The sequence below is a fragment of the Rhizobium sp. RCC_161_2 genome, from assembly GCF_041355235.1.
Taxonomy (GTDB): Bacteria; Pseudomonadota; Alphaproteobacteria; order Rhizobiales; family Rhizobiaceae; genus Rhizobium.
Genome location: NZ_JBFUPL010000005.1, coordinates 423,030 through 443,345, shown reverse-complemented (window position 1 = coordinate 443,345; position 20,316 = coordinate 423,030). Strand labels below are relative to the sequence as shown.

The 20,316-nt window shown below is 62.9% G+C and carries 22 protein-coding genes; 1 reads left to right on the top strand and 21 read right to left on the bottom strand.

The genetic code is table 11. The features are described 5' to 3' along the window. Nucleotides 1-192 precede the first annotated feature (192 nt). From phnN to phnG, 15 genes are all read right to left on the bottom strand, one after another. On the bottom strand, nt 193-795 hold the full coding sequence (gene phnN, locus AB6803_RS16660) for a phosphonate metabolism protein/1,5-bisphosphokinase (PRPP-forming) PhnN (protein WP_371109913.1): 603 nt from the start codon (nt 793-795) through the stop codon (nt 193-195). Further along, complete coding sequence (locus tag AB6803_RS16655; protein WP_371109912.1) at nt 792-1,931, bottom strand: alpha-D-ribose 1-methylphosphonate 5-triphosphate diphosphatase; 1,140 nt, start codon at nt 1,929-1,931, stop codon at nt 792-794. The genes phnN and AB6803_RS16655 overlap by 4 nt, the downstream gene beginning before the upstream one ends. Before the next feature lie 10 nt (nt 1,932-1,941). After that, entirely contained in the window at nt 1,942-2,634 is a 693-nt protein-coding gene (locus AB6803_RS16650) for a DUF1045 domain-containing protein (protein ID WP_371109911.1), read from the bottom strand. Nucleotides 2,635-2,824: 190 nt separating this feature from the next. Beyond that, nucleotides 2,825-4,171 (bottom strand): phosphonate ABC transporter, permease protein PhnE, encoded by a 1,347-nt coding sequence (gene phnE, locus AB6803_RS16645; RefSeq protein ID WP_371109910.1) that lies wholly within the window; start codon nt 4,169-4,171, stop codon nt 2,825-2,827. A gap of 8 nt (nt 4,172-4,179) precedes the next feature. Then, a complete protein-coding gene (phnE, locus tag AB6803_RS16640) occupies nt 4,180-5,160 on the bottom strand; it encodes a phosphonate ABC transporter, permease protein PhnE (RefSeq protein WP_371109909.1) in 981 nt (326 codons plus the stop codon). A gap of 69 nt (nt 5,161-5,229) precedes the next feature. Further along, nucleotides 5,230-6,135, bottom strand: coding sequence for a phosphonate ABC transporter substrate-binding protein (gene phnD / locus AB6803_RS16635; protein ID WP_371109908.1), 906 nt, complete (start codon nt 6,133-6,135; stop codon nt 5,230-5,232). 96 nt (nt 6,136-6,231) lie between these two features. Continuing rightward, nucleotides 6,232-7,086: a phosphonate ABC transporter ATP-binding protein gene (gene phnC / locus AB6803_RS16630; protein ID WP_371109907.1), complete on the bottom strand. Its 855-nt coding sequence runs from the start codon at nt 7,084-7,086 to the stop codon at nt 6,232-6,234. 225 nt (nt 7,087-7,311) lie between these two features. After that, nucleotides 7,312-7,875: a pyridoxamine 5'-phosphate oxidase family protein gene (locus tag AB6803_RS16625; RefSeq protein ID WP_371109906.1), complete on the bottom strand. Its 564-nt coding sequence runs from the start codon at nt 7,873-7,875 to the stop codon at nt 7,312-7,314. A gap of 94 nt (nt 7,876-7,969) precedes the next feature. After that, nucleotides 7,970-8,587, bottom strand: coding sequence for a DapH/DapD/GlmU-related protein (locus AB6803_RS16620; RefSeq protein WP_371109905.1), 618 nt, complete (start codon nt 8,585-8,587; stop codon nt 7,970-7,972). Further along, nucleotides 8,584-9,291, bottom strand: a complete 708-nt coding sequence (gene phnL, locus AB6803_RS16615; RefSeq protein ID WP_371109904.1) for a phosphonate C-P lyase system protein PhnL — start codon at nt 9,289-9,291, stop codon at nt 8,584-8,586. The genes AB6803_RS16620 and phnL overlap by 4 nt, the downstream gene beginning before the upstream one ends. A 9-nt stretch (nt 9,292-9,300) precedes the next feature. Beyond that, nucleotides 9,301-10,077 (bottom strand): phosphonate C-P lyase system protein PhnK, encoded by a 777-nt coding sequence (gene phnK / locus AB6803_RS16610; protein WP_007703004.1) that lies wholly within the window; start codon nt 10,075-10,077, stop codon nt 9,301-9,303. Beyond that, on the bottom strand, nt 10,074-10,970 hold the full coding sequence (locus AB6803_RS16605) for an alpha-D-ribose 1-methylphosphonate 5-phosphate C-P-lyase PhnJ (protein WP_371109903.1): 897 nt from the start codon (nt 10,968-10,970) through the stop codon (nt 10,074-10,076). Before AB6803_RS16605 ends, phnK begins: the two co-directional genes overlap by 4 nt. Next, the gene (locus tag AB6803_RS16600) at nt 10,967-12,076 is read right to left on the bottom strand and encodes a carbon-phosphorus lyase complex subunit PhnI (RefSeq protein WP_371109902.1); all 1,110 of its coding nucleotides are present in this window, start codon (nt 12,074-12,076) and stop codon (nt 10,967-10,969) included. Before AB6803_RS16600 ends, AB6803_RS16605 begins: the two co-directional genes overlap by 4 nt. 3 nt (nt 12,077-12,079) lie before the next feature. Beyond that, nucleotides 12,080-12,709 (bottom strand): phosphonate C-P lyase system protein PhnH, encoded by a 630-nt coding sequence (gene phnH / locus AB6803_RS16595; protein WP_371109901.1) that lies wholly within the window; start codon nt 12,707-12,709, stop codon nt 12,080-12,082. Then, complete coding sequence (gene phnG, locus AB6803_RS16590; RefSeq protein ID WP_371109900.1) at nt 12,709-13,185, bottom strand: phosphonate C-P lyase system protein PhnG; 477 nt, start codon at nt 13,183-13,185, stop codon at nt 12,709-12,711. The genes phnH and phnG overlap by 1 nt, the downstream gene beginning before the upstream one ends. Before the next feature lie 102 nt (nt 13,186-13,287). Between phnG and phnF the strand changes: the two genes are divergently transcribed. Next, nucleotides 13,288-14,022, top strand: coding sequence for a phosphonate metabolism transcriptional regulator PhnF (phnF, locus tag AB6803_RS16585; RefSeq protein WP_371109899.1), 735 nt, complete (start codon nt 13,288-13,290; stop codon nt 14,020-14,022). Between the two features lie 62 nt (nt 14,023-14,084). Here the strand turns inward: phnF and AB6803_RS16580 are convergent, their stop codons facing one another. The 6 genes from AB6803_RS16580 to mepA all read right to left on the bottom strand — a co-directional run bounded on the left by AB6803_RS16580 (nt 14,085) and on the right by mepA (nt 20,152). Continuing rightward, entirely contained in the window at nt 14,085-14,720 is a 636-nt protein-coding gene (locus AB6803_RS16580) for a 2,3-bisphosphoglycerate-dependent phosphoglycerate mutase (protein WP_371109898.1), read from the bottom strand. 27 nt (nt 14,721-14,747) lie between these two features. Then, entirely contained in the window at nt 14,748-15,572 is an 825-nt protein-coding gene (gene dapB, locus AB6803_RS16575; protein WP_371109897.1) for a 4-hydroxy-tetrahydrodipicolinate reductase, read from the bottom strand. A 15-nt stretch (nt 15,573-15,587) separates the two neighbouring features. Next, on the bottom strand, nt 15,588-17,381 hold the full coding sequence (locus tag AB6803_RS16570) for an ABC transporter ATP-binding protein (protein ID WP_371109896.1): 1,794 nt from the start codon (nt 17,379-17,381) through the stop codon (nt 15,588-15,590). A 185-nt stretch (nt 17,382-17,566) separates the two neighbouring features. Then, nucleotides 17,567-18,589 (bottom strand): glucokinase, encoded by a 1,023-nt coding sequence (locus AB6803_RS16565; RefSeq protein ID WP_371109895.1) that lies wholly within the window; start codon nt 18,587-18,589, stop codon nt 17,567-17,569. A 32-nt stretch (nt 18,590-18,621) separates the two neighbouring features. After that, on the bottom strand, nt 18,622-19,002 hold the full coding sequence (locus tag AB6803_RS16560; RefSeq protein WP_371109894.1) for a methylglyoxal synthase: 381 nt from the start codon (nt 19,000-19,002) through the stop codon (nt 18,622-18,624). Nucleotides 19,003-19,105: 103 nt separating this feature from the next. Beyond that, nucleotides 19,106-20,152, bottom strand: a complete 1,047-nt coding sequence (mepA, locus tag AB6803_RS16555) for a penicillin-insensitive murein endopeptidase (RefSeq protein ID WP_371109893.1) — start codon at nt 20,150-20,152, stop codon at nt 19,106-19,108. Nucleotides 20,153-20,316 lie beyond the last annotated feature (164 nt).

Genomic DNA, 20,316 nt, shown 5'->3' with positions numbered 1-20,316 from the left:
GAGATCAGTCCTCATGGTGAGGTGACCCCCTCATCCGACCCTTCGGGCCACCTTCTCCCCGAGGGGAGAAGGGAAAACGGAGCGTCCGGCAAATCCCTACCTTCTCTCCGTCGGAGAGAAGGACGCGCGAAGCGCAGGTTGAGGGGGCGATGCACCGTGAGTTTGCTTCTGCAGGTGCGGCACAAACCGACTTTATCTTGCGATCAGCGCTTCCAGCTCCGCGACAATCACACGGCCCGCCTCTTCCAGCGTGCCGCTATTGTCGATGTCGGCGACATCGTAGCTGCCCTGAACGGTGAGCGATCCGCGCTCCAGCCGTTTCAGCACGTCCTCGCGGCTTTCTCGGCCGCGCGCTATCAGCCGCTCCGCCAATACTTCGCGCCGCGCCGTGATGTTGATGACCTTCAGCCTCGGAAATGCCGCCTGGAAACGGTGGAGCACCGAGCGCGAGCCGTTGGCGATGACGAGGTGGCCGTTGGCGAGTTCATCCTCGACATCACTGGGAATGCCGTATTTCAGGCCGTGCGCCTCCCAGGAGACGGCGAAGGCGCCGTCCTGTTCCATGGCGTCGAAATCGACGTCAGAGACGCTTCTGTGGTCTTCGTTACCAGCATCGCCATCGCGGGTGATGACGCGACGGACGAAATGAATGTCAGGCCGGCCGGCGAAATGCCGGGCGGCGAGATTCATCAACGTATCCTTGCCGGCGCCACTCGGGCCAACGACCACGACCATGATGCCGGCCGTGTGTGCCGAGAGGTCCTTAGTCGGCTCTGTCCTGGCGTCGAGCGTCATGCCACACGCCGTCCTTCCCGCCAGACCGAGCGCGTCACCGGCACGCCATGATCGCGGCGGACGCGCACGAGATCGGCGCGCAGGCCCTCGGCGATGCGGCCACGATCGTTGAGGCTGACAGTCTTTGCCGGCGTTGCGGTGACCATGGCGATGGCCTGCGACAGCGAGATGCTTTCGACCTCGTCGGCCAGGATGAAGGGTGCATGCAGCAGGCTGAGCGGCACGTAATCGGAGGAGAGCACGTCGAGGACGCCAAGCTCGGCGAGATCGCGGGCGGCGATGTTGCCGGAATGCGACTTGCCGCGCACGATGTTCGGCGCGCCCATCAGCACGCTCATGCCGGCCCCATGCGATGCCTTGGCGGCGTCGACGCTGGTCGGGAATTCCGCCAGCCGCACGCCGTAATTGATCGCCTCGTCGACATGAGCAAGCGTCGCGTCGTCATGGCTGGCGATGGTGATGCCGCGCTCATTGCAGACCTTCGAAATGGCGTCGCGGTGCGGGGTCGCGTATTTGGCCGATTCTGCCTGGCGCTTGGCGACAAAAATGGCAAAGGCCTCGTCGCTCAGGCCGCGCTTCTTCTGGTAGTAGAAGATGTACTGGTCCATGGTCTGGAACTGGCGTTGGCCGGGCGCGTGGTCCATCAGCGAGACCAGGCGGACATAGGGATCCTTCTCGAAATCCTGGAAGTGATCGAGAACGTTGTCCGAGGAGACCTCGCAGCGCAGGTGGATCAGGTGGTCGGCGCGCAGCCGGTCTTCGTTTTGCGCCGCCTGGATGGCGTCGGCCATGTCGCGCATCTCGCCCTTTTCGAAACCGCCGTCTTCGTCGGAGCCCATGCGCAGGCAGTCGAATACGGTGGTGATGCCCGAGGTGACGATCTGGGCGTCATGCGCCTGGATGGCGGCCGTCTTGTTCCAGCGCACGCCGGGGCGTGGTGAATAATGGGCTTCCAGATGGTCCGTATGCAGCTCGACCAGACCGGGGATCAGATAATCGCCCTCGAAATCCTCGCCGATACCGGACCTGCCGTCGGAAATATCGGCGATCCGCCCGTCGCGGATCAGCACGGAGCCCTCAAGGATCTTGTCTTCGAGGACGATGCGGGCATTGGAGAGGACGGTTTCTTTGGTCATGTCAGGTCTTTCACTTTTGGGCGTCGGCAAGCGGCAGCCAGGAACGGACGGTAAAGGGTGCGCCGCGCTCTTCTTCGACGAAGACGGCGAGGCCGGAAATATCGAGCGGCTTGCCGGTATGGTCGGCGAAACGATCGCTGAGCAGGTCATGGATGCTGGCCTGTTGCTCGGCCGCGACCTTGCCGGTCAGTGTCATATGAAAGCGGAACTCGTCGTTCACGTAAGGATAGCCCCAGCGCAGCAGGTTTGCACGCTCCGCCTCGCTCAACCCTTCCGGCTTGCGCCGCGCGATATCGACTTCGGAAAGCGCGGCGCGGAACGGCTCGAAGGTCTTGACCACCTGGGCGGCAAAATCCTGAAGCGGCTGATAGACCTCGGCTGGAACGAGCGCGAAGAACTGGCCGAGTTGGCCAAGCACGAGCTCGGGAATGGCAAAGGCCGGCGTGCGCGCGGCGAAATCGGCTGCCACATCGAGAAGATCGCGCTCCGTGACCGAGCTTGCCAGCGCGAAGGGCGCCTTCAGCGTGGCGTGAAAGCCGTAGCGGCGCGGATCGGCGGTGACCTCGGCATGGTTCTCGGGCACGACGCCGATCGCCTTGTCGGAAAAGATCTCGTTCGAAAAGGCATCACGGCCGAGCCAGCGGGCGGCAAGCGCCGTCAGAGGATCGGCTTTTGGCGGCGTAAAATAGAGAGCGTAGCGCAAGGCTATATTCCTTGGAAAAATCGGCTGCGCGAGACACTGTTGGGTGATTTGCGCCAAACCGCAAGAGAGGCGAGACGGTATCGAATCGAATCCGGCTAAACCCGGCGCAACCGATCTTATCCTGCCCGGGCTTCCGCTAAAGGATTCCCGTGACAAAATGATGATGCGATACGGTTTTTTGTTGTCTTTTTTACCTGTTTTGCGTGCCCATCAGGCGTGCCCGCAGCGCGCTGGAGGCGGCGTCGAACAGGAAGACGACAATCAGGATCAACAATACCATATAGGCGACGTTTTCCCAGTTGGCGTTGGTACGCATGGCTTCCCAGAGCTTCAGGCCGATGCCGCCGGCGCCGACCGCGCCGATGATGGTGGCACCACGCACGTTCGATTCCCATTGATAGAGCGTCTGGCTGACGATCACCGGGACGATCTGCGGCATGATGCCGTAGCGATGCACGAGGATGGTCGACGAGCCGGTGGACTTCACGCCTTCGCGCGGCTTGTTGTCGATATTCTCGAGCCCCTCGGAGTAGAGCTTGCCGAGCGTGCCGGTCTCGGTGAGGAAAATCGCGCCGCTGCCGGCGAGCGGTCCGGGGCCAAAGGCGCGGGTCAGGAACAGCGCCCAGATCAGCATGTCGACCGAGCGCAGGAAGTCGAAGAAGCGCTTCAGCACCTGATTGAGCAGCCGGTTCGGCGTGATATTGCGCGCCGCCACGAAGGCCAGCGGAAAGGCGGCGAGCGAGCCGAGCAGCGTGCCGAGGAAGGCCATGACGATGGTCTGGAACAGCTTGGACCAGACATCGCCATGCTGCCAGGCCGTATTGTTCCAGACATTGTCGAAGGCGAGTGAAAGGTTCGATTGAGCGGGGTTCAGCCGGGGACCGGAGATGATCAGGCCGATGACTTCGCCCGCCGGTTTGTCGAAGAAGGGCGAATGCGTGTCGAAGACGAAATTCGCCCAGCCGATGAAGCGCTTGCGGATCTTCACGCGATCCGTGGAGATGCTGACATTGCCGGCGAAACCCATATCCGCGAGGATATTGTCGTCATAGACCGTCATCCAGGTGGGAACCGGCTCCGAGCCGATCACCTTCGGCACGTCGCCGGTGATGTCGATCGGGATAGTGACGCCATGTGCCGTCAGGATCGCCTGTGTCTTGGTGACCGTCACGGTGCGGCTAGTGCCGCTGATCGAGACTGTCAGGCTGCCATCGGGGTTGTTTGTCACCCAGTCCGGGTGGGGATTATCGCCCAGCGGCGAAAAGCGCGGATATTTGATGCTGATCGTGTCGCCGGAAATGCGGAATTCCGGCTGCACGTCGTAGCTGACCCATTCGCTCAGATAGATGCCGACGCGCTCCCAATGGGCTTCAGCGATGACTTTCGGCAGGTCGAAGAACCAGACGGCGTAGAAGCCGTAGAGGATCACGCCGATGAAGATCATCAGGGCGCCGAAGCGCTGGCGGAAGGATCGGCGCAGGATCTCCGGGTAGCGTGCTTCGATATCCTGCATGCGGCTAGCGTCGATAACGGACATGGGCGACCTCAATGCTGCAGAAGGAAAGCATGTTCGCCGACGAGACGGCGACGGAGCCATGCGGAAAACTGATCGACGGCGATGATGGTGATGAAGAGCAGCAGCACAAGCGCCACCGTCTTGGCGCCGAAGCCGCGAGAGATCGACAGTTTCAGCTCCTCGCCGATGCCGCCGCCGCCGACGGCGCCGATGATGGTCGAGGCGCGGACGTTGATTTCCAGGCGCAGCAGCGCATAGGACATGAAATTCGGCATCACCTGCGGCAAAGCGCCGAAGCGGACGCGCTCCGTCCAACTGGCGCCGACTGCTTTCATGCCCTCGTCCGGCTTCATGTCGATGTTTTCGACGACTTCGTAGAAGAGCTTGCCGAGCGCGCCGATCGTGTGCAGGCCGACGGCGATGATGGCGGCGATCGGGCCGATCGACAGGATCGCCGAAAACAGCCCGGCAATGACGATCTCGGGGAAGGCGCGCAGGAATTCCATGACGCGCTTCGTCACCAGCCGCACCGGATTGGACGGCGACATGTTGCGGGCGGCAAAGAAGCTGAGAGGCAGGGCGACGACGAAGCCGATGATGGTCGACACCAGTGCCACGTTGATCGTGATGATCATCAGCTCGAAATATTCGGGAATGTAGAAATCGCCCCAGACATAGACGCGACCGAGCGGGAAATTGAACTCCTCGCCGCCAACGCCGTTTGCGCCGTTGGGGCTTGGAAGATCGAAGAGCGCGCGATAGACGTCGGCCCAATCCTTGGGGATCAGCCAGCTCAGGAAATCGAAGAGATGCGGCAGGCGGTCGAAGAAATGGCCGGCATTGCTCTCGTCAGCGAAGCGGACGGAACTGACGAAGGCGATGATCAGGATCGCGAGCCCGAACCCGGTATAGAGACGGCGCCGGGCCACCATGCGGCTCCAGGCATCGCCGATCTCCTTGGCGCTGTGGGGCGCGCTCTGCATCTGTGGCTGGGCATCGGCAATCGTCATGAAAAAATACCGCCTTGAAAAATAGCAAAGAGGCGGCCGTTGCCGGCCGCCCCGCAGTCAGGACGAAGATCAGCCGCCGATGGCAGCTTTGCGAACTTCGATAACGGCGTTGTAGAAGTCCGGCTTCACCTTGACGTAACCCTTGAAGGCGCCGCCTTCGATTGCCGAGAAGCACTTGGCGTCGGCCGTCGGGAGCTTCAGGAAGAAGTCGGTCAGCTTGGTCTGCCACTCGCTGCCGAGCGCATTGCGGACGACGAGCGGGCCGTTCGGGATCAGCGGCGAACGCCAGACTTCGACGAGCTTGTTCGGGTCGACGGCGCCCTTGTCGACTTCCTTGCGGAAGGTACCGGAGGTGTAGCCGTCCTTGAAATCACCGAGGCCCGAGGAATCGTCCACGGCAACATCGACCTTGCCGTCATAGGCGGCGAGCAGGTTGTTTTCGTGGCCGCCGTTGAACTGGGTCGAGGCGAAGAACTTGTCGTTCGGCATGCCCGTGTCCTTGGGGATCTGCGTCAGCGGAACGAGATAGCCCGAGGTGGAGTCGGGATCGGCGTAGCCGAGCTTCTTGCCCTTGGCATCCTTGATGGTCTTGATACCGGACGACTTGAGGGCGAGACCGATCGAGTAGTAGCCGGTCGAGCCGTCTTCCTGCTGCGTGGTCAGGATCGGAGTGACGGCCTTCGGGTCCTTGATGGCGACGGCTGCGTAGCCGGAAGCGCCGAGTTCGGCGAAGTCGAGCGTGCCGCCGAGCAGGCCCTGGATAACGCCGTCATAATCGGCGGCCGGGAAAAGCGATACCTTCTCGAAGCCGAATTCCTTCTTCAGGTGATCGGAGAGGCAGGCATAGTTGCGCAGGCGGTCGGTTTCGTTTTCACCACCGAGAATACCAACGCGGAATTCCTTGAGGTCCTGAGCGGCAGCGCCGCCAGCAAGCGCAAGAAGCGCCGTGGCTGCAAGAAGGGTCTTCTTCAACATGGGTTCGTCTCCTGGTTAACCGGTGTGTCCCCGGATGTCTTCGGTCTGAAAGAAATGCGCCCTTGACGCGGGCTTTCGATCGCGGCCGGCTCCCCCTCAGGGACCGGCCAGTGCCAGCGGTTGCGGGCCGGCGGATGCATGTGCCGCGGCTTGCGCGGCCGGATCGGGAATGTTGATGGCGGTCGACGTCATCGTCTCGTCGACACCGGCGCCATCCTTGTCGGTGCCGTAGATTTCCTTGACGGCTGCGGCCGTCAGGTCGGACGGCTTGCCGTCGAATACGACACGGCCGGCGGCCATGCCGACGATGCGTTCGCAATAGTTGCGGGCCGTATCCAGCGTGTGCAGGTTGGTGATGACGGTGATGCCTTCGCGCTCGTTGATGTCGCGCAAAGCGTCCATGACGATCTTGGCGTTGAGCGGATCGAGCGAGGCGATCGGCTCGTCGGCCAGCATCATCTTCGGCTGCTGCATCAGCGCGCGGCAGATGGCGACGCGCTGCTGCTGGCCGCCCGACAGCGTGCCGGCCATCTGCAATGCCGTCTGCTCGATGCCGAGGCGCTCCAGCGCCGCGATCGCTTCGATGCGCTCTTCGCGGGTGAAGACCGAGAGAAGGCTCATGACGGTCGAGCGCTGGTTGAGGCGGCCGAGCATGACGTTGGTCAGGACGTCGAGGCGCGGGACCAGGTTGAACTGCTGGAAGATCATGGCGCAGTCGCGCTGCCAGTTGCGCAGCGCCCGGCCGCTCAGCTTGGAAACCTCGGTGCCGGCGAAATGGATCGAGCCGGAAGTCGGGTCGGCGAGGCGGTTGATCATGCGCAGCAGCGTGGACTTGCCGGCGCCCGAGCGGCCAATGACACCAACCATCTGTCCTTGCGGAATGTCCAGCGTCACGGAATCGACAGCGAGCTTGTTTCCGAAACGGCGCGAGACATTCTTGAGCTCGAACATGAAGCTTTCCCTTTCGCCGCTGCTTTGGTCCGCAGCTAGCATTGACGTCGCGCTACTAACTATGAACAGGCGCAGGTGCCTTGCCTCGAAACCGAATTTCGAGCGGCTGTGCGCCAAGTATAGGCAACGCATTATCGCCGCTTCATGAAGCTCCGATGTCAGTTTTGTGTAAGTGTTGTTACAATCCCCCGCTATTGGTGCGGCGGGATGATTCAGTCGAAACGCTTAGTTGCTTTCGGTGTCAAATAAACCCGTCGGCAGACCATCCATGCTGCGGACGTTCTTTTCTCGCCGGTATTCCTCGATACCATCGGGACCCTTGGCCTTGGCCCACTGATCGAGGCTCGGCCTTTCGCCTTCATAGGAAAAGAGCGGCACGCCGAAGCCGCAGGAGGTCTGGACGAGGTCGATATCCAGCCAGACGATCTGGCGGGCACCGAGCGGTTCTTCGCCGGCATAATATGTATGCAGCAATTTCCGGTATTCAGCCGATGTCCTGTGAATGATCCGGCCGCGCCCATAGAGGCGCAGGATCATCGGCGGCCCCGCGACGGCGCAGAACATGATGGTCAGCCGCCCGTCGGCCTTCATATGCGCCGAGGTCTCGTTGCCGCTGCCGGTGCGGTCGAGATAGATGGCGGTGTTGGGCGAGATGATGCGCAGGCACAGCGTCTCGCGGGGCGAAACGTTGACGCGGGATTCCGCGGTCGCCGACGCCGTGAAGAAGATATGCTGCCGGGCAATGAAATCGCGCAGCCGGTCATCGATGCTTTCGAACTGCTTTGCCATGAAGGCGTCTCCCTCGACTATCTGGTCTCAAAGGGTCGCCAGACGCTGGATCCTTAGTCGGCCGGCGCAAGCCCCGTATCGGCGAAAAACGTCCTCATGCGCCGTAGCGGATCAAAAAATCCTCGGCGGAAAGGGCGCGGAAGTCGGTCAGCGCCGTGCGCAGAGTGGCGTGATCCCAGTCCCACCAGGCAAGCTTGTCCATCTGCGCGCCGATCTCGGCGGTGAAACGCTCGCGGATGAGCTTGGCCGGCACGCCACCGACGATCGTATAGGGGGCCACATCCTTGGAAACGACGGCACCGGCGCCGATGACGGCACCATTGCCGACCGTGACGCCCGGCAGGATGGTGGCGCCGTGGCCGATCCAGACGTCATGACCGATCACGACGCGGTTCTCGCGCCGCCAGGTGAAGAAATCCGTCTCCATATCGGCATCCGGCCAATAATCTGCCGCGCGATAGGTGAAGTGATGCAGCGTCGCCCGCCATGTCGGATGGTTGGTGGCGTTGATGCGGACGCTGGCGGCGATGTTGACGAACTTGCCGATCGTCGCGCACCAGACGGCGCCGTCCTGCATGATATAGGAATAATCGCCAATCTCGACCTCGTCGAGGCGGCAACGCTCCGAGACCTCGGTATAGCGGCCGAAGGTCGAGTTCTTGATCGTTGCTGTCGGGTTGATGAAGGGCGTTTCGCCCAATTGACGGCTCATGCGGCGGACTTTCTGGGCGAGAAGCGGGAGACGTCGAGAATCCGGCTACCGACCGCTTCGCGCACTTCCTCGTCGTGGAAGATGCCGAGCAGGGCGACGCCGGCCCTTTTCTTCTCCTCGATCATCGAGACCACCACGGCACGGTTCCGGGCGTCGAGGGAGGCGGTCGGTTCGTCGAGCAGCAGGATGGCGTGGTCGGTGATGAAGCCGCGGGCGATATTGACGCGCTGCTGCTCGCCGCCGGAGAAGGTGGCGGGCGGCAATTGCCAAAGCTCTTGCGGTAGATTGAGCTGGGCGAGCAGGTCGCCAGCCTTTTGCCGCGCATCCGCCAGCGCCACGCCGCGCGCCAGAAGCGGCTCGGCAACAACGTCGATGGCGGCCACGCGCGGCACGGTGCGCAGGAACTGGCTGACATAGCCGAGCGTATGGCGGCGAACCTCGAGAACGGTGCGTGGATCGGCGGTGGCAAGATCGATGATCTTGTCCTTTTGCGTTATCAGGATCTGGCCGGCGTCAACGGCATAGTTGCCGTAGATCATCTTCAAGAGCGAGCTCTTGCCGATGCCGGAGGGGCCGCCGAGCACGACGCATTCGCCGGCTGCGACCGAGAAGGAGACATCGGCGACGACAGGCAGGCGAATGCCGTCGCGCAGATGCATGGTGAAGCTCTTGAAGACTTCGGAAACGACGAGGGGGGTTGCCATGGTTTTTCCTCAGACCTGCAGGATCGAAGAGACGAGCAGCTGCGTGTAGGGTTCGCGCGGATCGTCGAGCACGCGGTCGGTCAGACCGTGCTCGATGACGTAGCCGTCCTTCATCACCATCATGCGGTGCGACAGCAGGCGGGCGACGGCAAGATCGTGGGTGACGATGATCGCCGACAGGCCGAGATCGTTGACGAGGCCGCGCACGAGGTCGAGCAGGCGCGCCTGCACGGAGACGTCGAGGCCGCCGGTCGGCTCGTCCATGAACACCAGGCGCGGGCCGGTCACCAGATTGCGGGCGATCTGCAGACGCTGGCGCATGCCGCCAGAGAAGGCGCGCGGCTGGTCGTCGATACGGTCGGCGTCGATTTCGACGCGTTCCAGCCAATCGACCGCCGTGGCGCGGATGTTGCCGTAATGACGGTTGCCGATCGCCATCAGCCGCTCGCCGACATTGGCGCCGGCCGAGACCGTCATGCGCAACCCGTCGGCGGGGTTCTGATGGACGAAGCCCCAGTCGGTCCGCATCAGAAAGCGGCGCTCGGCCTCGTTCATGCGGAAGAGGTCGCGATAGGTCTCGTCGCGCATGTGGTATTCGACGCTGCCGGTGGTCGGCAGCAGCCGCGTCGAGATGCAGTTGAGCAGGGTGGTCTTGCCCGAGCCGCTTTCGCCGACGATGGCCAGCACTTCGCCGGGCCAGAGATCGAAGGAGACGTCACGGCATCCGATGCGGCTGCCGTAGAATTTCGAGATGTCCTTGACCTTGAGGAGTGGTGTGTCGCTCATTCGGCGGCCTCCTGATTGGGTGCCTGCCCATTTGGGGCAAGCATGGTGCCGACATGGCCGTGGGCGCGGCGGTCTTCACAGAAATCGGTGTCGGAGCAGACGAACATCCGTCCGCCCTTGTCGTCGAGGATCACTTCGTCGAGATAGACCTGCTCGGCGCCGCAGAGCGCGCAGGGCTTGTCGAAGCGCTGTACTTCAAAGGGGTGATCCTCAAAGTCGAGGCTGACCACCTCGGTATAGGGCGGCACCGCATAGATGCGCTTCTCGCGGCCGGCGCCGAAGAGCTGCAGCGCATCCGACAGGTGCATTTTCGGATTGTCGAATTTCGGCGTCGGCGATGGGTCCATCACGTAGCGGCCGGCGACCTTCACCGGATAGGCGTAGGTGGTGGCGATGCGGCCGTTGCGGGCGATGTCCTCGTAGAGTTTTACATGCATGAGGCCGTATTCCTCGAGCGCATGCATCTTGCGGGTCTCGGTCTCGCGCGGTTCCAGGAAGCGTAAGGGTTCCGGGATCGGCACCTGGTAGACCAGCACCTGATTAGGGCCGAGCTTGGCTTCCGGGATGCGGTGGCGCGTCTGGATGATCGTCGCCTCTTCCGTACGGGTGGTGACCGCGACATTGGCCACCTTCTGGAAGAAGGCGCGGATGGAGACGGCGTTGGTGGTGTCGTCGGCGCCCTGGTCGATGACCTTCAGGACATCGTCCGGCCCGATGATCGCCGCGGTGAGCTGCACGCCGCCGGTGCCCCAGCCATAGGGCATCGGCATTTCGCGCGAGGCGAAGGGCACCTGATAGCCGGGAATGGCGATCGCCTTCAGGATGGCGCGGCGGATCATCCGCTTGGTCTGTTCGTCGAGATAGGCGAAGTTGTAGGTGGCGAGATCGGTCATTCGGCTGCCTCCGTCAGGGGATCCTTGACGCCGTCGCGGGCGGCCTCGAAGTCGCGGCGCATGCGGCGCACCAGGTCGAGCTCGGCCTGGAAGTCGACATAGTGCGGCAGCTTCAGATGTTCGACGAAGCCGGTCGCCTGCACGTTGTCGGAATGGGAGATGACGAATTCCTCGTCCTGGGCGGGGGCGACGATATCCTCGCCGAGTTCGTCGGCGCGCAACGCCCGGTCGACCAGCGACATCGCCATGGCCTTGCGCTCGCTCTGGCCGAAGACAAGGCCGTAGCCGCGCGTGAATTGTGGCGGCGCCTTGGCCGAACCCTTGAACTGGTTGACCATCTGGCACTCGGTCACCTGGATGCTGCCGAGCGAGACGGCGAAACCGAGTTCCGGCACGTCGAGTTCGACCTCGACTTCTCCGATGCGGATTTCGCCGGTGAAGGGATGATTGCGGCCGTAGCCACGCTGGGTGGAATAGCCAAGCGCCAGAAGAAAACCCTCATCGCCACGGGCGAGCGCCTGCAGGCGCAGGTCGCGGGTCATCGGGAATTCCATCGGCTCGCGCGTCAGGTCGCCAGTTTCGTGATCGATCGGCATCTCGCCATCGCCCTCGATCAACCCTTCCTCGGCCAGGATTTCGGAGACGCGCATGACGCGACCCTCTTCCGCCGATCGCTGCATCGGCTCGTCCACCGGCTCGTCGGTGAGCAGGCTCGGGTCGAGCAGGCGGTGGGTATAATCGAAGGTAGGGCCGAGAAGCTGGCCGCCCGGCAGGTCCTTGTAGGTGGCGGAGATACGGCGCTCGATCTTCATCGCCGCCGTATCCAGTGGCTGGGAATAGCCGAAGCGCGGCAGCGTCGTGCGGTAGGCGCGCAGCAGGAAGATCGCCTCGATCATATCACCGCGCGACTGGCGCACGGCAAGTGCTGCTAGCGTCCGGTCATAAAGCGAGGCTTCGGCCATGACGCGGTCGACCGCAAGCGCAAGCTGCGCGACGATCTGGTCGATGCCGAGAGCCGGCAGCGAACGGTCGCCGCGGCGACGATCGGCGAGCAGCCGGTGGGCATTGGCGATGGCGGCTTCGCCGCCTTTTACGGCAACATACATGCGTCAGATCTCCGTCGCGATGATCTTGGTGGTGCGCGGCAGGCAAAGGAATTGCCGTCCGGCCGTCAGAACGAGGTCGGCGCCGCGCGGGAAGAGGGCGCGATTGTCGTTCCAGAAGCGCAGGAACGTGTCCGGCAGGCCGACCGGCGCGATCATGTTGATGTCGGCAATGCCGGGTCCGGAGAGCGCCAGTTCCTTGCCGCCCTCGAGGCTCGCAATTTCCAGCACGATGGTCGTCGAGCGGTCGGGATATTCCTGGGTGCCTATGTCGAATTGGTTGAGGGAAGCGAGCAGCACGCCGGCTTCGACGAAGGCAAAGCGGGCCTCGAGCTTTTCCGAGGTCACCGGCGCGCCGGTGTGGAAGCCGAGCCATTCCGGCATGGTCGAGCGTGCAAGACCGCCCGAAAGCCAGACCGGCGTATCATGGTCGCAAAGGGTGAGCGCAATGGCGCCGGCGGCGATGCCGAGCAGTGCGGGCGGCGCAATGTCCGAGACGACCGTCTGCAGGGTTCCCGGCCGCGCCATCGCGTCCATCATCATCTTGAAGACGCTCTGCGCGTCGAAGACCGGGTTGGTAAAGCCGCCGGTCAGGGCGTCGTTGTCGGGTATGCTGGAGATAGTGGAAAGGGTCATCAGTCTTCTCCGCGGACCATGGTGAAGAAATCGACGCGGGTAGCGGCCGTCTCTTCGGCTCGTTGCCGATCCCGTCCGGCGATCCGCTCGGTGATCGGCAGCAGGATTGCCTTCTCGACGAAATCCTTGGTGGCCGGCTGGTGCCAGAGCGCGTCGAAGATCGCCGCCAGCCGGACCTTCTCGCGGTCGGTGCCGAGCGCATGTGCGTGGCCGACCGTGCCGGAGGCGAGCCTAATGGTGGCGCGGGTTACCGTGACCTCGCCGAGATTGAAGGGGGCGCCGCCGCCGCCGATCCGCCCGCGCACCATGACGAGACCGGTTTCCGGCCCGCGCACCGGCTGGATAACCGGCTTCTCGGACAGTGCTTCCCAGGCCGCATCGAACTCGTCGCGTTCGGCCCGCGCCAGAAGATCCGCCGTGCGCTTGCGTTCCCGGCGCTCCTGCGCGGCCGCCTCTTGCCTCTGTGCTGAATTCATCGCGTCTTCCTCAAAATGTCTATTGATATAGACAACCATACAAGGTATGTTTTATATCTATTGAGGCGACGTGACAAGCGTATGACAGGGCAAGCGGGAAATATGGCGGGGCAGAAGGTACAGAGACAGACGGGCGTGGCGCTCTGGCGGCAGATCGCCGACCGGATTCGCGCGTCGATCAATCAGGGCGATTTCGACGAAACCGGCATGGTGCCGCCGGAAACGGCGCTGGCGCTGCAATTCGGCGTCAACCGGCATACGGTGCGAAGCGCGCTGGCCGCTTTGGGGCAGGAAGGCATCGTTCGCGCCGTGCAGGGGCGGGGCACCCTGATCGAGCGCAAGGAGCGGCTGAATTTCCCGATCTCGAAACGGACGCGGTTTTCTCAAGGGATCGGTGACCAAGTCCGGGAGTCCAGCAGCATGCTGGTGGCGAGTAGCAATGAAATCGCCGATGCCGAGGTGGCCCGCTGGCTGAAGCTGGAACCTGGTACAAGTGTCGTCCGACTGGAAACGCTTGGTCGGGCCGACCGTCGCCCGGTGTCACGCGCCACGAGCTGGTTCCCTGCCGATCGTTTTGCCGACATTGCCGAGATCTACAAGGCCACCGGTTCGATCACCAAGGCGTTCCGCGAACTTGGCGTCGCCGATTATGTGCGTGTCGTCACGGAGATCACCGCCACTCATGCGGAGGAAGGCGATCTCACCGACCTCGAACTTTCTCCCGGCGCCATCGTCATGAACACGAGGGCATTGAACGCCGATCTCGACGGCGTGCTGGTGCAATATTCGATCTCACGCTTTGCTGCGGATCGGGTGCGGTTTACGATCGAGAATTGATCATAAAAAAACCGGGGAGAACAAATCTCCCCGGCTCATTGATTGCAAGGCTAAAAGCGCGCTCAATGCGCGCCGGACATATCGCCGAGCACTTCCTTGGAAGCGACGGTGGAGTCGGCGTTGAGCTTGTAGACCATCGGCACGCCGGTCGCGAGGTTAAGCGCCAGGATCTGTTCCTTGGTCAGGCGGTCGAGCACCATGACCAGCGAGCGCAGCGAGTTGCCGTGGGCGGCGACGAGCACCTTCTGGCCGGCGAGCACGCGCGGCAGGATTTCGGTGAGATAATAGGGCCAGACGCGGGCGCCGGTGTCGCGCAGGCTTTCGCCGCCGGGCGGGGGCACGTCGTAGGAACGGCGCCAGATATGCACCTGTTCCTCGCCCCACTTGGCGCGGGCGTCGTCCTTGTTGAGGCCGGAGAGATCGCCATAGTCGCGCTCGTTCAGCGCCTGATCCTTGATCGTTTCCAGGCCGGGCTGACCGACTTCATCAAGGATGATCTTCAGCGTGTGCTGGGCGCGGGTGAGCACCGAGGTGAAGGCGACGTCGTATTTGATGCCGTAATCGGCGAGCGCCTTGCCGCCGGTCTTGGCTTCTTCAACGCCCTGCGCCGTCAGGTCGGGATCCTTCCAGCCGGTAAAGAGATTCTTCAAATTCCAGTCGCTCTGGCCATGGCGAACGAGGACGAGAGTACCGCTCATGAAATATTCCTCCTTGAAAGGATCGTATCAACGTGTGGAAAGCCCGAGGACATCGAGCATGGAATAAAGGCCGGGCTTCTTGTCGCGTGCCCAGAGAGCCGCTTGAAGCGCGCCGCGGGCAAACAATGACCGGTCGCCCGCACTATGGGACAACGTCAACCGCTCGCCTTCGCCGGCAAAAATAACCGAGTGATCGCCGATGACGGCACCGCCGCGCAGCGTGGCAAAGCCGATTGAACCAGCTGGACGCGGGCCGGTATAGCCGTCGCGCACGCGCACGGAATGATCGTCAAGATCGATGCCACGCCCTTTGGCAGCGGCTTCACCCAGCAGCAGAGCGGTGCCTGATGGCGCGTCGACTTTGTGCTTATGGTGCATTTCCAGAACTTCGATATCCCAGTCGGCCGGCGGAAGCGCCCGCGCGGCCTGCTCGACAAGGACGCTCAGAAGGTTGATGCCGAGGCCCATATTGCCCGACTTGACGATGCGGGCATGGCGGGCAGCGGCCTTGAACCTGGTCTCGTCTTCCGCCGAGCAGCCGGTCGTGCCGATGATGTGGACGATGCGCGCCTGAGCGGCGAGGTCTGCGAAGGTGACACTGGTTGCCGGCGTGGTAAAATCGATGACGCCTTCGGCATGCAGGAAGGCTGACAGCGGGTCATCGGTGACGGGAATGCCGATCGGCCCCAGCCCGGCGATCTCGCCGGCATCCTTGCCGATGAAGGCGGAGCCTGGGCGCGCGACGGCGGCGTGAAGGGTGACACCTTCGGTGGCGTGGATGAGGCGGATCAGGGCCTGCCCCATGCGGCCTGCCGCGCCCACCACCACCAGCTTCATCGCATCGTCGCTCATGTCGTCTCTATCGTCTTATTTGCGGGAATTGCCGGAAACGGCCGGCCGCTGAAGGTTGTTGAGGCGAGCGTAAAGGCCATTGTCGGCCTCCGCAAGCGTCTCGTGGTTGCCCTCTTCGACGACGCGCCCATTCTGCATGACAATGATCTTCTCGGCCCGGACGACCGTCGACAGACGATGAGCGATGACGACGACCGTGCGGCCGCTCATGGCTTCGTCCAGCGCCTTCTGCACGGCCGCTTCCGACTCCGTATCGAGCGCCGACGTGGCTTCGTCGAGCAGCAGGATCGGCGCGTTGCGCACCAGCGCGCGGGCAATCGACAGGCGCTGCCGCTGGCCGCCGGAAAGCGTCACGCCGTTTTCGCCGACCGGCGTGTCGTAGCCCTGCGCTTGCGCCATGATGAAGTCATGGGCGTAAGCGTGCCGGGCTGCTTCCTCGATGTCGTCATTCGTCGCATCAGGGCGACCATAACGGATATTGTCGCGGATCGTGCCTTCAAAGAGGTAGGGCTGCTGCGAGACATAGGCGAGATGTTGGCGCAGCGACTGCTTGGTGATGTGGCTGATATCCTGTCCGTCGATCAGGATGCTGCCGGCCTTCGGGTCGTAGAAGCGCGGAATGAGATTGATGACGGTGGATTTGCCGGCGCCGGAAGGGCCGACCAGTGCCGTCGTCTGTCCACCTTCGGCAACGAAGCTGACATCGTCCAGAACCGTGTCGTCACCATAGGCGAAGTGGACGCCGCGAAATTCGATGCGGGCCTCGGTGACGACCAGCGGCTTGGCATCCGGCAAATCGCGCTGACGCGGCTCCATGTCGAGCAGTTCGTAGATCATCCGCGCGTTGACGACGGCGCGCTCGAGCTGCACCTGCAGCTTGGCAAGGCGGCGAGCCGGGTCGTAGGCCAGAAGCAGCGAAGTGACGAAAGAGAAGAAGGCGCCCGGAGGAACGTCGTGATAGATCGAGCGGTAGGCGGCATAGGCCAGTACGCTCGCGACCGCGAAACCGGCGAAACTTTCCGTCAGGGGTCCGTTGCGCTCCGACAGTCGGGCAATACGATTTTGCCGGTGTTCGGCTGCGGTGATCAGCTTGTTGATCTTGCGATCCAGCTGCTCTTCCATCGTGAAGGCCTTGACGATGGAGATGCCCTGGATCGTCTCCTGCATCGCGCCCAGAACGTGGCTGTTCAAATTGACTGCCTCGCGCGTCGCCGAGCGAAGGCGCTTGGAGACATAGCGCAGGGCATAGAGCAGCGGCGGTGCCGCGATAAAGACGGCAAGGCTCAGCATCGGATCCTGCACCACCATGACGCCGAGCAGGGCGACAAAGGTCAGAAGGTCGCGTGCTGTCGAAGTGATCGTCAGGTTCATGACGTCGCGGATACCGGAGACGTTCTGGCTGACGCGCGCGGCGATCTGTGCCGACCGCGCCTCGTTGAAGAAGCCGACCGACAAGGTCATCAGATGCGCGTAGAGCCGGCGCTGGTAGCGCGCGATGATGTTATTGCCGATCTTGCTGAGGATGACCGACTGGAAATAGCCCGCGAAACCGCGCATCACGAAAGCGACGAAGATCGCGGAGCAGACGAGCCAGACGATATCGGCCCGGCGCTCGACGAAGGCCTGGTTGATGATCGTCTTCATGATGTAGGCGATGAATGCGGTCGAAAGCGCCACCAGGATCAGGCAAACGATGGCAATCGAATAACCCCAGAGGTGCTCACGGCCATTTTCGGCAATGATGCGCTTCAGGATACCGCTGATGGTCTCACTGTCGACGCTATTGTTTTTGGTATCGGGCGATTTCAAAAATCGGCTTCCTGTCTCAAACCAAGCGAGCCGCACATGGCACATGCTTTCGCGGCTCTATAAAGAGTTAGGACGGCTTTGGCTAGAGATGGCCTGCCGCACTGGTTAAGGGGCAAGCCATGGAGCCAAGATCATTATAAGGGAAGGAAGCCCCTTCAAAAAGGCTGCCTGCGGCCCTGATCGGATCAACGCCGCCAGCGCCGTCCGTCCGTTGCCAGGCCGAAACTGGCCGGTGCGCGGGCATAGGCCGTGAGTCCTGAGAGTGCGGCCAGCGGATGGGTGACCACATGCGTCGGGATCGATTTCAAGAGCGCGGTATGCGGCGCCTTGTCTTCGAAGGCGGCGCGGAATTCCGGCTTCTGCAGCGCCGGCAGGATCTTTTGCGAGATGCCGCCGGTGATATAGACGCCACCCCGCGCCATGAAGACCAGCGCGATATCGCCGGCGACGCGACCGAGATAGGTGACGAATAGCGTCAGGGTCTCTTCGGCCTGAATGTTGGTTTCAGCGAGCGCTTGCGCCGTGATATCGGCCGGTTCCTTGAGGCTAGGCTCGATGCCGTCGGTCTTGCAGATCGCATGGTAGAGGTTCTGCAGGCCGCGGCCGCAGAGGACCTGCTCGGCGGAAATGCGGCCCTCGATCGTTTCCAGATGCGGCCAGATCTGCAGGTCACGCTCGCTGCGCGGCCCAAGATCGATATGGCCGCCTTCGCCCGGTACCGGGATCCAGGCATGCTGGGCATGAACGAGGCCGGCGACGCCGAGGCCGGTGCCCGGGCCGAGCACGGCGCGCGAGGCGACCATGCCTTCCGATATCTCGCCGATGGTCGCGCGGTGCTCTTCGGAAATACCGGCGATCGCCAGTGCCTGCGCCTCGAAATCATTGATGATCAGCACATCTTCCATGCCGAGATTGGAGATCATCGTCTTCGGGCGGATCACCCAGTCGCAATTGGTCAGCGGAATCTCGTCGCCGCGCACCGGGCCCGCCATGGCGAGGATCGCCGAGCGCGGCCGCACCGCCGACTTGGAAAGCGCTTCCTCGATCGCGTCGTCGATCGTCTTGAAATTGGCGGTTTGCACGATCGGAAAATGCGCCGGCTCGGAATGGGCATCGACGACAATGGAGAAACGCGCATTGGTTCCGCCGATATCGCCGATCAGGATCGGAAAGGGCAGGGGGGCTTCACTGTGATTGAGCTCGGGCATGGACAGGTCCGTGTCTGCCGCCTGAAGGCGGATTAATGGTTCAGTGTCTTGATCAGGCGTTCTGCGGTGGCTTCGTTAAGGGCCATCGGAATGTCGTAGAGAACGGCAAGCCGAGTCAACGCCTTGACATCGACATCGTGCGGCATGGGGGTGAGCGGGTCGATGAAGAAGACGAGCATGTCGATATCGCCGGTGGCGATCATCGCGCCGATCTGCTGGTCGCCACCGAGCGGGCCGCTTTTCAGGCGGGTGACCTTCAGGTTGGGGCAGGCGTCGAGGACGCGGCCGCCGGTCGTGCCGGTGGCGACGATATGCCAATCGGCAAGCACATCCTGGTTGCGGCGTGCAAACTCCGCCATTGCATCCTTCTTCTGATCATGCGCGATCAGCGCGATGCATTTGCCGCCGGCCATGAAATTCCCACTCCGTCCCGGATTTTTAATCGATTTATCCGCCTTCTATACCAAGAGGCCGGCCTTTGAAAGACCGGCCTATGTCGCATCGACCTCGGTGCCGTCACTGCTGTGGAATGCTGCCGGGCGGCGTGTTGCCCGTGCCGCTGCTCGAAACCGGCAGCGTGCCGGTTGCCGTCGTCGGGGCCGCCGCCTTGATGCCATAGGTGGCGGCGCGGGCCGAGGGAATCGAGGGGGCGTCCAGCACCGCCTGGCAGGCCTTGGGCAGATCGGACACCATGACCTCGCGGGGCTTTACCGGCGGCTTGGTGCTGGGCTTCGGCTTGGCCCACGGTTCGGGACCGAGCCACCAGGCAAGCGTCTTGTCGCAGCCGTCGCCGGCGGCAACCGGGGCCTGCGGCGTGCAGCCGACCGAGCCCGCCGGGCAGCTCAAGCGGATATGGAAATGCGAGTCGTGACCATATTCCGGGCGCAGCTTGCCGAGATTGGTGCGATCGCCGGTCCAGCTGTCGCACATTTTCTTCTTGATCGCCGGATTGACGAAGATGCGCTGCACTTCGGGATAGCTGGCGGCGCGCATCAACAGGCGCGCATGCGCCGGTGTCCAGACCCTGTCGTTGATGGTCAGGAATTTGTCCTTCGCCAGCATCGAGGTGAAAGGCAGGCTTTCGCGCTCGGCCGCCGTCAACGTCCGCGACGGCATCGGCGTCAGCCAGACGTCGGCGTCGAGGCCGATTTGATGCGAGGCATGGCCGTTGAACATCGGCCCGCCGCGCGGCTGTGCCATGTCACCTACCAGCAAGCCCGGCCAGCCGTCATATTTCGCCGCGTCGCGCGACAGGCGTTCGAGGAGCCCAACCATTTCCGGCCGGCCCCAGCGGCGGTTGCGCGACAGGCGCATGGCCTGCCAGGTCGGTCCATCGGTCGGCAGCGCCACGGCGCCGGAGAGGCAGCCCTTGGCATAAAAGCCGATGGATTGCGGCGGTCCTGCCGTCGGCAGCGCCACGCCGCCGAAGATCGCCTTGGCGCTGCCGGGCGTTGGGCCGGCCTGCTGGGCCAGCGCATCGCCGGTAACGAGGCTAGCACCGATCGTGGTGGCAAGCGCTAGTTTGCTGACGGTACTGATGGTTCGAACCAGGAGGGAAATCATATGGTTCCTTGAGATGCTGCCGGCGTTGGCCGAAGTGATTTGCAACGAAATCTATCGCATAACCCTGAAAATCGGAATCGATTTTCCGGCTGCCTATGTCTCCCGTCTTCATTCCGTCGCTGACGGCCGGCGGCAACCTCCCCCTGGAAATCATGGGGTTTCCT